The following is a 12499-nucleotide window of genomic DNA, read 5'->3' on the forward strand; positions in this document are numbered from 1 at the left end:
TAGACAAGTTATGTATATAAAACGTAAAAAAGACCGCTAATTTAACTAATGATTAGCGGTCTTTTCTATTATATAGTCTTATAAAAGTATCTGCATCTTAATGGCCGTTACATAAATGCTCCCTCACTTCTTAAACACATATTTCTTCCCATCTTGGCCTATTACGATTAACTGTGTGTCAGATACAGACATATGTTTCCCTTGAATACTTGATAATTTACTCGTCTTCTTATCCAGCAAGCTGTACTTATAAATACCTGTTTTATTGAAATAATACATCGTGGAATGATCGTACAGCACGGATGCATTGTTTTGATTTTCATTTGGAATAAATGATTTTTCTTTCGGATCTTCGTAAAATAGGATTCTTGCATCAAAATCGTGTTCTTTTTTTCTGTCCGATCCATTCATTGCGACAGAGTTGAGTGTCAACTTACTATCTTTTGGGATGTTAGGCGTTCGGTAATAGTCTCTTTTCGTTGCTTCATTTGTATAATAGATGCGATCATTCCAAATAAATACGTTTCGCATCGTCTCACCGAAAAGGGAAGACATAATCATAGAATCTTTCGGCCCCGTAAAACGCTCTGTTTTCGTCCGTATGATACCATACTCCATCGGTAATTCTGAAGCTTGGCCGATTGCACGTAAATAGGGAATGAATACTTCATCATTATAGACAATTACATCAAACCAATCTTCCATATAACTAACCCAAACCCCGTCGACGGGTTCGAAATTTTGCTTACTCAAGATTATTTCACTTTTAGCCGTTTTTAAATCTTTTTTCACCAATCCATTATTTATATTGTATGAAAAGCCATTCTGCTCAACTGTTTTTCCTTTCTGGCTGACATATGAATGGTAACGACTGAGTTTCATCGAATCGTCAAGCGCTCGTGTCAGAAATGCCGAAAACTGTGCGCGCGTCACCGATTGAGATGGCATGTATTTGCCTTCTGATCCGCCAGCAATGCGATGTTTAGCAATACCGTTAATGTCAGCATACGCCCAGTGCGCCGGAACTACATCAACAAAAGTCGGTTGACTGTCAAACGGTATATTGAATGAACGGCGTAAAATGGCCGCCATCTGCGCACGTGATGTATTTTCTCCTGGACGCATTAACCCATGGTCTCCACGGAGAATTCCTTTTTCATTTACCGTCGCGAGAATTTTATAATAAGGGGACTTCTTTGAAACGTCTTTAAACATTATGTTTGGATTTTCCGCGAGTGGAATCTTTAGAGCTTTGATGAGCATGGCGGATGCTTGTGCTCGTGTGATCGGTTCATTCGGTTTGAATGTACCGTCTGGGTATCCTCCAATAATGTTGCGGTCATATAAATACTTGATCTCTTTTTGTGCCCAGTGGCCATTCATATCTGTAAACTCGGCCGCATGTGCTGGAAACGGCATGGCTGGAACTATGAGTAGTAATGCGATGAACGCCGCTATAAGTTTTTTCTTCATCTGTTTCTCTCCTTTATCCGTCATATGTGCTGTGTACTTTCATCACTTATGCACCGTACAGACGGAGAATTTCAGAAAAAGTTTCAAATAAAAAATACCAAACCCCCAATTGTGTAGGGGCTTGGTATATAAATAGTTCTCGTTTAGTAAATAACATGTTTACCAAGTGACAAATGGTGGTGATCCGGGTGGTGCATTTTGTATCATATCCACTAGAGGGATCACATAACCGAACGCGACAATGACCAGCATGATAATAATCCATACAGTCCATCGTTCTGTCCACTTCGGTGTCTCACTTGCGTTTTCTTCACCTTGGGCAATTGGAAATTCTGTATTTCCTTTTGGTGCGAAGAACATTAAGTTGAAGACGATATAGACAATCATCACGAGGGCTATAGTTAATAATGTTCCACCGACAGCTAATAATAGTAAGTATGGATCCCAACTTGCAGCCGTTGCACTATCGCCATACGTTGTGTAAGAAGTTCTTCTTGGAGCACCAAGTAGACCTACCGTATGCATTCCTCCGGCAATGAATACCATTCCAATAGTCCAAATGAGTGTTTGAATTACGCCTAATTTATTCATTGCTGGCGTAAGTGTCCGTTTGGATAAATAAGGTATTAACCAATACATTGCACCGAAGAAAGTCAACACCGCTGTCACTCCGACGGTTATATGGAAATGACCTACAACCCAAAGCGAATTATGAACGACTTGATTCAATTGGTTCGCGTTTTGCGCTATACCGCCAGCTCCACCTGGAATGAAGAAGATCATCGCAATCATAGGGGCAAGGAAACGAACATCTCCCCAAGGCATTTTCTTAATCCAGCCGAAGACTCCTTTTGCTCCTTTTTTCTTGCCGACACGAGCGAATACGAAGAACATCGCAAATGCGGTCATTAAGGACGGGAAGCCGATTACCATGCTCATTAGCGCATGTGTAAGTTTAATTCCTTCTGACATTCCTGGGTCAACAATTTGATGATGAAAACCGCCTGGGATATTCGATACGACTAACAGGATGACAACTACTCTCGTTAATGTATCACTGAATAAGCGCCCGCCAATCACTTTCGGTACGACGACATACCATAATGAAACTGCCGTTAAGTACCAAATGTTTACAAACGTATGTCCGAAGCTCCAAAATAACGTTCTACTGAGCATAACATTAATTGTTTCCGTCCAACCAAACGCCCATGGGATCAGCATTAACACTTCTGCTGTTACACCAAGGCTTCCGAAGAATAGAAGAATAAATACACCCATCGCAAAGAATCCTAGTAACGGTATATGTTTGCCACGATTTCTTTTTCTCCACTTAGCGATTTGGGTGAATCCACCAAACGCAGCAATCCAAATCCCTGCGACTACAATAAATAAGCCGACATAGAACCAAGGAGATGCTTTCATAGGCGGATAAAATGTATACATCACGGATGCGTTCCCCATTACGACTTGCGTAACGACGAGTACTACTCCTACCAGCATAGTGATGAGAGAAATCCACCCCATCTTCCTAACGATCGGAAATAAACCGTCCATCGTGTGAGAAAGTATCGAGTAAAAATAAGCAATTACAAACAACACAGAGAACACTAAAACTAATAAAATACCATGTGCAGTTAAGACTTGATAGTAATTAAAGTTTGTGGGTAGTTCAAGTAATCCTGCACGGTTAAGTCCTTGAAGTAAACCTAACAGTCCACCTGCCAACAAGGTGATAAAAGCTATGGAGAAATACGTTAACGTAAGACGAGAGTCTAGTCTATTACTTCCTGACATAGTACTGATTTTATTTTCAATTGTTTCCATTTGATTCACCTCCTATTTCACTATGATTTTCATGCTCATCAATTGATGTCCGACGCCACAATATTCATTACAAATGGCTAAATATTCACCAGGTTTCTTAAACTTTTGTTTCGCTTCTTGAATATGTCCTGGCATGATCATGGCGTTTAAATTTGTACCAATTACTTGGAAGCCATGCATGACATCTATAGAAGTCATTTTAAAATGAACAGTCGCGCCAGCAGGTATTTCAATTACATTTGGCTCAAACGAAAAGGCGCGTAATATCATGACGACTTCGTATTCGTTATCGCCAATCTTTGAAATTCCGGGATTATCAAACGGTGCTGTCTCTTCGACTTTTTCTGGATCAATCATGCCTACACCGCTTGGCGGGCCTTGGCCTAATGCAAAAGTCTGGACTCCACTATAAACTACTGCGATGACCAACATAGAAGCTGCTAAGAAAAGCCAGATTTTTTCATATCGATGCATTTTCATTTGAATACCTCCTTATAGTCGTACTGAAAAGAAAATAAATAATAGTACCCAAAACAAAGCGATTCCGCCTCCAACAAACAGTATAGAAGCATACATAGCATTTCTGAATGAACTTTCATCCACTACTTCCTCATTGTTCACTCGTTCGTTTGGTGAATTCTTCATTTTATCCCCCCTTAATAAGTGGTTGACGCAAATACATAAAGCAAATCTACGATGTCTGCTCTATGAGTGATGAACCATAATACTATTGTAAAATCAATTCAACTTACCTCTTTTAAAAAATCATAAGTTTCTTGTACACTACTTATAGGCAAGTAACTATTGATAATAGTATAAACTTAACATAGATTACAGAAATATTGTATTAATTACTAGAATATTCTGTTAATTTTTAGATCGTTTTTACTATATAAGAATAATTATTAACAGGTTTTAATTTTTTAGATTAGTAGTTACCTAGAATGATTTTACCGTTTTCATTTTATGTATATTGAGTGATTCAGCCATCGCATCAGTTGTTCCCTTACCTATTTTTAGTATTACGTAACTCCTAGCTTTAGTATGAAACAAGTAGCAGACTTACACCTTGATGTGCATCAAGTTTTTATATTCAAGTTCTCAACACGATTAATTAAAAACATTTGAGCGCATTAGGTAAGTTTCTTGTGAATGTACTTTAATTGGATTTTTACATAGCCCCAAAAAACGTATTACTTCCTTTCTGTTATGTAACTATAGATCAACGTACAAACAGAAAAATCCGCAAATAGTTTCATCGTATTGATCATATATTTATAGTCAGAAGCAGATTTGTTCGCAAGTAAAAATAGTGCCAAGTCTCAACACTATTATCATCGCAAGTCAATTTGCTATGATGGTGTTATTCCTACTGAAGAAAGGATCGATAAAATATGCTGCAATGGATTTCAAAACGTTTAACACTTACCGGCACACCACTTGAGCAGATCAGCCAAATTCAGAAACTCTTCGCCGAGCAATTCGAATTTGAAAACTTGGATGTTTTGCTTGCGAATGAAGAACCTATTACGGAGCAATACCTGGAAGATAAAATGATGAAACAAGGACGTGGCGGCCTATGCTATGAACTTAATGGCCTGCTGTGTATCGTACTTAGAGATTTAGGATTTCCTGTACAACTCGCTGCTGGCACTGTTTGGGCACCCTCGCCACGAAACAGTTTCGTCATGGATAGTACTCATGTCGTGAATTTACTCGAATACGAAAATACACTGTACCTGATCGACAATGGTTTCGGCAACAACCTCGTCAACCACCCTGTACCACTAGATGGTGAACCTATTACTTCGCCTGCTGGCACATTCCGGTTGCGAAGCGAAACGACTGAAAAAGGCACGATGGTATTTGAACAACTAAAAGATAACAACTGGGAACTTCGCTATAGCCTATCTCCTGACGTAGTTGACTGGGAACATTTGGACGACGTGAAACAGCAAATCCATCACAGCCCAGATTCTTCTTTCAACAAAGCATTACTTATCGCTAAATTGACGGATGATGGCACATACTCGATTAATGAAGACCGTTACTATCGTAAATATAATGGCGATGAAGAAACTCTGCCGTTCCAAGATCACGGTGAACTGCTCGATCAAGTTAGACGGCATGCTGCGCCAGCTGTTTATGAGGCGACTGTGAATTATATTAATGAACAAAAACCCTCCTACGACTAATTTAGGTCGTGGGAGGGTTTCTTGTATTTGACTCGCTGTTGAATTGTGGTGGGAAATATAACTACTTTTCACACCTCTATTTTATTGTATTAATTACTAATACCGATGACGAATTTGTAAATGGCAAATTAAATGAGATATTATTTTTTAAAAAATACAACCGTTAATGTATGAACAATCATGAAAGCCTATCAATCAAAAGTTAAAAAGTACTTTGCCATTTCATCTTCTGTCAATCCGAAATACTCTAAACCCGCAACGCAGTAAGCCAACAGAATGTCGCTTCCTTCTGATTGTTCGAATCTCACATCATATTCTTGTTGTAATAACTCAGCCATATCCCACTTTCGTTGATCATCATTTCCCTCACCCATATAATAATAATCTGCCAACCTATATAATTCATCAAGCGCAAGTCTTGTAAAGGGATGATTTGTAACCATTTGACTATAGTGCGAATCTAGAATTTGGGGTTCCGTATAATATTTATCTTTAAACATTACTTGAATCAGTTCACCTATCGGGATAGAGTTTTTTTCTACAAGTGGTATGCACCAAACCTTTTCACCCGATTCCGTTTCACTTCTCTCCGTATTTCTCAACTTTTCATTTTGAAATAGATGATTGATCCAATAACCATTCACCACACCTGTTACATTATAATTTGTCATATAATCCAAATCTAACGGAGTCAATTCTTCTACAATCATGCTCTCTTGACTCTGTAATTTATCGACACGTGTATTGTAGTCTACTGTGAATACATGTTCATCTTCACTCATAAATCCTGTTGTATACGTAGTGAAATTAATTATATCCTCATTTGACTGATTTTCTACTATTAATAAATAGTCACTGTCTTTACTTTCAATTCGCAACGTGATTTTATTTTCCGATATGCCTTCTACCTTTCTCCACTGATCATTTATATGTGTAATGACCGTCTTCGTAAAATCCTTAAAAGAATCTCCATTTTTTCCATAGTACATTAAATGTCTACAAGCGAAAACAGTGGCTTCTTTACCACTTTTATATTTAAAACGTAAAACTGGTATACCGCTTTTTTCTACTTCTCTGACTTTAATCTTTAGCGGAGGGACAGTACTCGAAAGCCCTGCATTATTTAGTACACTTACAAGGTTTTGAATAGTAGACTGTCCATACGTGATCAAGGTTTTAGGCTCATGTTCATACAGGACTTTCAAAAACAACTGTGTAGCACGATCTATTTCATTTTTAGGTAATAATTTCAGATGTTTAGCTCGTGGAGTAGGATAGGTAATAACATTTGTGCGGAGTACTTTCTGTTTTGTTTCTTTTTCTAACAAATCAACCAAACTACTCGTTCCCAAACGAGTACGTGAAATACTAGTCTTGCCGTCATTAGACCTAAGATTGCTATAAAACTCATTAAATTTCTCTTCATTATATAGTAAATTAACATAACAATTCACACAAATGTCTTTAGGTGAAATCAATGTGGTTGGATTAATGCCTATTAAAAAGATATCAACAGGAATTTGAAATCCTTGTGGTAGCGTGAAAGGACGTAAATAAGGCATAGTGGTCGTCCTGTTATAAACTAGTGGTGTAACTAGTTGTTTCAATTCATCGATATTCATTTTCACCATCCTCCAGACAAGTTTTAATTTTACATTCAAGAACTACATAGTATTAAGTAATTATTCCGATTTTTCTACTTAATTCCAGTATACACTATCTACTATCATTTATTTCAGAAAAAAACAGTTTTAAAACATTTATAAAAAACAGGTCCCGACACGATTCTACATTTGTCGGGACCCTCTATAAAAACTCATTTCTTCAATTACATATTGTTGCTATTTAGATTCATTTAATGAGTGAGTGCAAATTTTCTCGATGGTATTACTCTCCCCAGTGCTCAGCAATGAATTCATTGCGCCCTGAACGCGCACGATCTTCTTCATAATGTTCTTCTTCTTTTATGTAATAATCTTGATGGTACTCTTCTGCCGGATAAAACGTTTCGGCTGGGCGGATGGGTGTGACGATCGGTTTTGCGAAAATACCGCTTGCAGCTAGGTTGTCTTTCGATTTTTCAGCAGCTTCCCGTTGTGCCTCTGTGTAATAGAAAATAGCAGTTGTGTAGGATGGGCCACGGTCTTGAAATTGACCTTCTGCATCAGTTGGATCGATTTGTTGCCAGTATACTTCAAGCAACTTCTCATAAGGAAATAGTACAGGGTCAAACGTGATTTCAACGACTTCCACATGACCGGATGTACCTTTTTTCACATCTTCATATGTTGGATGATCGAGATGCCCACCCATGTAGCCGGACACGATGTCTTGCACTCCAGGCCATTCTTTAAACGGTTTCACCATACACCAGAAACAGCCTCCTGCAAATGCTGCTTTTTCAACTTTTTTATCAACCATTTCTACCGTCTCCTTTTATATGATACCGAATACGTATTTTTGATTATAGTAGAAATAGCACCTGTATTACAAGCAATTAAGATGCATACAGGTACTCAAATCAGACGGTCTTCCAATGATTCGATTGCCAGTTTAAGTGCAGTTAAACGACGCGTATTTAATGTCTTTTGAGAACTACTATCCCCTGCTTTCGCAAGTTGTTTTTCAATAGAGGGAATCATACTTTGTAGAATATCTTTAGATGGTAAGATCGCTTCTTCATCATAGAAAAAGTCTACATCGTACCAAACATCTCGTAAGCTCTCCAAGCCCACATTTATGGCATCACGTCTTTTTAGTACGAGTGTAGTATTGGAACCTTTTTTCGTCATACTTTCATACGCATTCGAAAGCTTCATATAAGTGGACTCTAAAGATGCGATGGATAATTCTTGAACTTGTCGGCTAACTATTTTCATTTATGAACCTCGTCTTTCATTTCAACTATTCTACGATCGAATCGTTTTATATCATGTTATTTTAATCGGTGTGTCTTTCACTACTTTATAAACGGCTATGGCTGTTATCGCCGCTATAGCGAATGACGCTATAATCGCAACTGCAATAGTAGGCACTGGAATATGATAGGTAAGCAATCCCATCAAAGGTTTAGGAGTATTGAATGACCATAATAAATCATTTAACGATACGATTACGAGACTTGCCATAATCGTTACAAATCCGCCCATCCCCCCATAGCGATAAAATCCTAATCCGATTAGCCATCCGACTAGAGAGTACATCATGACGACTAGGAAATAAGCAATACTAGTCATGAACCAACTATTTACTCCAAGTGATGATAATACAACTTCTCTGAACACCTGTATGTTCAATACATGTACGATCCACGTTAGAATGGTTGTCAGACCGATGATCGTAATAGCTAAGCCTATTGCGGACAACAACACACCTTGGAAATAGGACTTTCTAGTAACACCATTCTTCACATATAGAGGTAAGAATACGGTGCTTGAAAGGATTCCACACACAAGCATAAATATTGTAGATGTTTGAAATGTAAAAGTGAGTAACGACATGGATCGTATATCTGGTTCATTGATAAACCAAACAATTGCAAAGTACGCTATATACACAATCGATAAATACCACGCTACTCATTTCATTTGGATTAAGTAGAGATCAGCAGCTACTTTCTTTCCTACTTCGTTCATTTTACAAGCCCTCCTTCGTTAAATGAATAAACAAATCATGAAGTGAAATAGTACCTATATCTAGCTCTTTTCGTTTTATTTCATCCTCTTTTTCTTTCGTTAATTCACCATACAACATGACCGATTTTGTGCCACCTAGCTGTTCTTCATTTAATACGTGAAGGCCCGAGACAGCTTCTAGTACATCATGAGTTGGACCTGTAACCGAATACCCTCTTTCTAGAAGCGTATCCACTTGCTCTTGAAGTATTAACTTACCTTGATGAACAACTAGAACTTCGTCAAATAAGTACTCCATTTCAGAAATTAAGTGTGTAGATAAAATGAAAGTCCGAGGATATCGTGATTGTTCCTCTAAGATTTCATTGTAAAAAATTTCACGAGTCGGGGCATCCATCCCTTGATAAGCTTCGTCAAAAATCGTGATAGGCGTTCTATTCGCTAACCCAATCGTTACTTGAAAAGCAGACTGCATACCTGCCGACAACGTCTTTAGAGGTTTGTTTAGTGGGAGTTGAAATACTTTAGCTAATTGTTCGGCGTATGTTCGATCAAATGTAGGACGGTAGCGCTCGGCTAGATCAAAGTATTTGTGAATGGTGTCATGGTTATCTTTATAGTCTGATTGATAAACAAATGTAATTTGAGACATGGCTTTCTCGTTCTCAAAAATCGTTTCTCCAACCATTTCAACTTCACCGCTTGTCGCTTTTCGGTAGCCGGCTAACAAAGATAGCAAGCTAGTTTTCCCTGCTCCATTACGTCCGATTAATCCATAAATCTTCTCGTTTTCTAACACCAAGTTGATATCATGCAATGCTTGAAAATCTTTATAAGAAACATTTGCATTCTTCGCCTCTACTTTTTTAGTCATCCTACACACTCCCTTTCAACTTTTCCATTAATTTCAGAATATCATTGTCGGTTAACATCAATTTCTTCGCTTCTTTTAACATCGGCAATACAAATTCCTCTGCGAATTCGTCTCTTCGTTTGACGATCAATTTCTCTTTTGCCCCTTCCATCACGAACATGCCCACACCTCTTTTTTTATAAATAATCTCTTCATCGACCAGGAGGTTAATCCCTTTCGAAACCGTAATATGATTAATTTTATAAAACTGAACAAGCTGGTTTGTGGATGGAATTTGATCATGCGCTTGCAGTTGATTATTCATAATCTGGTCCTCAATCATTTCTTTAATTTGAAGATATATGAGCTTTTTATCATCCAAAGTTTTACTCACCGCTCTATTCACCTCTTCTCATGTTATGTTATGTTATGTTATGCTATACCGTTGCATGGTGTTATAGTTATGTATATAACCATATAACAGTTTATTCTTTAAGTCAACTAAAAAAACGATCACATTGTACGTGATCGTTTTTTCGGGTATAAGATTATTGTGTCGCTTTCATTAGTCAATTGAATGTATCTCAATTTTAATTAACTAAACGTCTTATTGATTTCTACTCGATCATAATCTAAGATCCATTCATTGAACTCGTTATATATCCAACGAATTGTTTCTGTATCCACTCCAAGTAGATCACAGCCCCTGTCGTCGTAGACATAGTAGATGGTACCTTTCGTTTCGTTCAAAAAGTAGATTGGATAGTGAATGCTCGGACTTTTCCCCATATCCTGATTGCAAATCGCTTTCAAAAGTGCCGCATAGTGGAAATCCGAACGATGACATCTCAAGCTGAATCGATGTATACGATAGCTCTCGTCTTCATTCTCTTCTAGAAACGTCTCGTGTTGTAATCGGTACAATATTGACTGGTGTTTCACATACTTGGCAAAAACATTTAACTTCCGCTGCAGGGTAGAACCTTCTCCAAAGTCGTAAACATCTACTACGAGATATAGCTCATCTTCCGGAGCATGCAGCGCTTCGAATAAGTCGATAGCTCGTCGGTAGACTCCTGGTAGATATACAGGATTTTCGTGAATGCTGAGAGAACTTTCGTTCACGCCGAGTTCGAATCGTATGCTTGGTTTCCATGAGTAAAATAGTGGAGATTCGAGTTTTAAATTTGGGAAGTTATTTTCCAGGGAATTTGTTGGTGTCATGTGGTTCCTTCTTTCTAGAGAATAGGGTTCTGATGGAATTAATCTCCGTGTAAAATTTTTAAGATAGTTTCTTGTAAAGGAACCTTACTTCATGAATATAATGGATTTAGAAAACCAACGACACAAATAGTATCATTGGCTTTTTCCAATTTGAAATACCTAGAACATCAGCGGCCTACATTATGGCCGATCTTGACCGCCGTGCCGAAATGGAAGGCTTGAACCGGGCCAGCCTTGACCTTGTTGCATTGGGGGCGCGCCGGTCCCAGCAACACTATTCTGATTGACATCTACTGTAATCATAGAACCAGAATCCAATTGTATCTCGGCAGAATTCCCAAATGTTCTGATAAGTGTACCCGAAAAAGTACCGTTAGGAAGTGATACCCATATTCTCATACCAGGTCTATACTGTTGATTGAAATCTCCCGGATCCATATATCTAGCCATCAACCACACTCCACATATTATTCTTTCCTAGTAAGATATGTAAGAAAAAGATATATTCCTGTGCTGTTGACTAAATTCCTCTGAATTTTAATAAAAGCGTACCAGGTCTCGACACAATTCATAACCGTGTCGGGACCTGGTACCCAAAATCAGTCTTTCTCCGAAAATCAAGGATTCTTTTATAGTCTTCTATAACGTCTATTTCTGACCAAAACATACCGCTAACGTCTATAACATTTATGGTTATCTCATTTATAAATGAATATAAAACGTTCTCCCACCAAAAATAATGATTTTGCTGTTTTATTAGTTCCTCAAGTCTCTCTACGAACTTTCCCAAAAATACTTTCTTGATTTTTGCTATGCCGACATATTCACCACTATATTCTTTTAATTCTTTACCATGCCTGATTAGCTGATTACCATTACAATAGAAAAGGTAATCTAGTTCACTATTCGAATCCATCAGTAAAGTTTGTTCATGCTCAGAGCTTAGTAGTTTGTCCAACATATTCTGCTCAAAGTATACATCGGCATTCGCTATGATAATATCTTCATCATTCAGTTCGTTTCTCGAAAACCATAGAGAGGCTAGACTATTTGTAACACTATAAAATGGGTTGAAATAATATTTAACATCAAGATCCCATAGAAGATCCTTAATGATATCCGCTTTATACCCAACGACAATGATTACTTCAATATTATTTCTTTGGAATAATTCTACAGTATGGCGAATTAATGACCTCCCTCCTATATCAAGTGAACATTTAGGTACGTCTCCAATAAATTCGCTAATTCTTGTCCCTCTTCCGCCAGCCAATAATATAGCTTTCAAATATAAC

General features: G+C 37.8%; 14 protein-coding genes. 1 reads left to right on the forward strand and 13 read right to left on the reverse strand.

Annotated elements, in window-relative coordinates; all coding sequences use genetic code 11:
* Positions 1-123: 123 nt before the first annotated feature.
* The 4 genes from CSV76_RS08570 to CSV76_RS17290 all read right to left on the reverse strand — a co-directional run bounded on the left by CSV76_RS08570 (position 124) and on the right by CSV76_RS17290 (position 3942).
* Positions 124-1473, reverse strand: coding sequence for an S-layer homology domain-containing protein (locus tag CSV76_RS08570; protein ID WP_158232767.1), 1350 nt, complete (start codon positions 1471-1473; stop codon positions 124-126).
* Positions 1474-1632: 159 nt separating this feature from the next.
* A complete protein-coding gene (locus CSV76_RS08575) occupies positions 1633-3297 on the reverse strand; it encodes a cbb3-type cytochrome c oxidase subunit I (protein WP_099625283.1) in 1665 nt (554 codons plus the stop codon).
* 12 nt (positions 3298-3309) lie between these two features.
* On the reverse strand, positions 3310-3777 hold the full coding sequence (locus CSV76_RS08580; RefSeq protein WP_099625284.1) for a cytochrome c oxidase subunit II: 468 nt from the start codon (positions 3775-3777) through the stop codon (positions 3310-3312).
* 12 nt (positions 3778-3789) lie between these two features.
* Positions 3790-3942 (reverse strand): hypothetical protein, encoded by a 153-nt coding sequence (locus CSV76_RS17290; RefSeq protein ID WP_157129914.1) that lies wholly within the window; start codon positions 3940-3942, stop codon positions 3790-3792.
* Positions 3943-4691: 749 nt separating this feature from the next.
* Between CSV76_RS17290 and CSV76_RS08585 the strand changes: the two genes are divergently transcribed.
* Positions 4692-5492, forward strand: a complete 801-nt coding sequence (locus tag CSV76_RS08585; protein WP_099625285.1) for an arylamine N-acetyltransferase family protein — start codon at positions 4692-4694, stop codon at positions 5490-5492.
* Between the two features lie 191 nt (positions 5493-5683).
* Here CSV76_RS08585 and CSV76_RS08590 read toward each other — a convergent pair whose 3' ends face one another.
* The 9 genes from CSV76_RS08590 to CSV76_RS08630 all read right to left on the reverse strand — a co-directional run bounded on the left by CSV76_RS08590 (position 5684) and on the right by CSV76_RS08630 (position 12492).
* Positions 5684-7114 carry a hypothetical protein gene (locus tag CSV76_RS08590; protein ID WP_099625286.1) on the reverse strand — a complete coding sequence of 477 codons (1431 nt, stop codon included), beginning with the start codon at positions 7112-7114 and terminating at the stop codon, positions 5684-5686.
* 265 nt (positions 7115-7379) lie between these two features.
* Positions 7380-7913 (reverse strand): peptide-methionine (S)-S-oxide reductase MsrA, encoded by a 534-nt coding sequence (gene msrA / locus CSV76_RS08595; protein WP_099625287.1) that lies wholly within the window; start codon positions 7911-7913, stop codon positions 7380-7382.
* A gap of 95 nt (positions 7914-8008) precedes the next feature.
* A complete protein-coding gene (locus CSV76_RS08600) occupies positions 8009-8371 on the reverse strand; it encodes a hypothetical protein (protein ID WP_099625288.1) in 363 nt (120 codons plus the stop codon).
* Positions 8372-8422: 51 nt separating this feature from the next.
* Complete coding sequence (locus tag CSV76_RS08605) at positions 8423-8902, reverse strand: hypothetical protein (RefSeq protein WP_158232768.1); 480 nt, start codon at positions 8900-8902, stop codon at positions 8423-8425.
* A gap of 226 nt (positions 8903-9128) precedes the next feature.
* Positions 9129-10001, reverse strand: coding sequence for an ATP-binding cassette domain-containing protein (locus CSV76_RS08610; RefSeq protein ID WP_099625290.1), 873 nt, complete (start codon positions 9999-10001; stop codon positions 9129-9131).
* Position 10002: 1 nt separating this feature from the next.
* Positions 10003-10374 (reverse strand): GntR family transcriptional regulator, encoded by a 372-nt coding sequence (locus CSV76_RS08615; protein ID WP_099625291.1) that lies wholly within the window; start codon positions 10372-10374, stop codon positions 10003-10005.
* A 200-nt stretch (positions 10375-10574) separates the two neighbouring features.
* Positions 10575-11204 carry a DUF3885 domain-containing protein gene (locus CSV76_RS08620; protein ID WP_099625292.1) on the reverse strand — a complete coding sequence of 210 codons (630 nt, stop codon included), beginning with the start codon at positions 11202-11204 and terminating at the stop codon, positions 10575-10577.
* Positions 11205-11384: 180 nt separating this feature from the next.
* Positions 11385-11654, reverse strand: a complete 270-nt coding sequence (locus CSV76_RS08625) for a hypothetical protein (RefSeq protein ID WP_199173046.1) — start codon at positions 11652-11654, stop codon at positions 11385-11387.
* 118 nt (positions 11655-11772) lie between these two features.
* Complete coding sequence (locus tag CSV76_RS08630) at positions 11773-12492, reverse strand: phosphocholine cytidylyltransferase family protein (protein ID WP_099625293.1); 720 nt, start codon at positions 12490-12492, stop codon at positions 11773-11775.
* Positions 12493-12499: the final 7 nt, after the last annotated feature.

Origin of the sequence: Sporosarcina sp. P17b (assembly GCF_002743115.1) — a bacterium.
Lineage (GTDB): Bacteria > Bacillota > Bacilli > Bacillales_A > Planococcaceae > Sporosarcina > Sporosarcina ureae_C.

What these genes read in the sequence shown, in the direction of transcription:
- CSV76_RS08620 (WP_099625292.1), bottom strand. Translation starts at nt 11,204, where the DNA reads ATGACACCAACAAATTCCCTGGAAAATAACTTCCCAAATTTAAAACTC.
- CSV76_RS08625 (WP_199173046.1), bottom strand. Translation starts at nt 11,654, where the DNA reads ATGGCTAGATATATGGATCCGGGAGATTTCAATCAACAGTATAGACCT.
- CSV76_RS08600 (WP_099625288.1), bottom strand. Translation starts at nt 8,371, where the DNA reads ATGAAAATAGTTAGCCGACAAGTTCAAGAATTATCCATCGCATCTTTA.
- CSV76_RS08610 (WP_099625290.1), bottom strand. Translation starts at nt 10,001, where the DNA reads ATGACTAAAAAAGTAGAGGCGAAGAATGCAAATGTTTCTTATAAAGAT.
- CSV76_RS08570 (WP_158232767.1), bottom strand. Translation starts at nt 1,473, where the DNA reads ATGAAGAAAAAACTTATAGCGGCGTTCATCGCATTACTACTCATAGTT.
- msrA (WP_099625287.1), bottom strand. Translation starts at nt 7,913, where the DNA reads ATGGTTGATAAAAAAGTTGAAAAAGCAGCATTTGCAGGAGGCTGTTTC.
- CSV76_RS08575 (WP_099625283.1), bottom strand. Translation starts at nt 3,297, where the DNA reads ATGGAAACAATTGAAAATAAAATCAGTACTATGTCAGGAAGTAATAGA.
- CSV76_RS08585 (WP_099625285.1), top strand. Translation starts at nt 4,692, where the DNA reads ATGCTGCAATGGATTTCAAAACGTTTAACACTTACCGGCACACCACTT.
- CSV76_RS08580 (WP_099625284.1), bottom strand. Translation starts at nt 3,777, where the DNA reads ATGAAAATGCATCGATATGAAAAAATCTGGCTTTTCTTAGCAGCTTCT.
- CSV76_RS17290 (WP_157129914.1), bottom strand. Translation starts at nt 3,942, where the DNA reads ATGAAGAATTCACCAAACGAACGAGTGAACAATGAGGAAGTAGTGGAT.
- CSV76_RS08590 (WP_099625286.1), bottom strand. Translation starts at nt 7,114, where the DNA reads ATGAATATCGATGAATTGAAACAACTAGTTACACCACTAGTTTATAAC.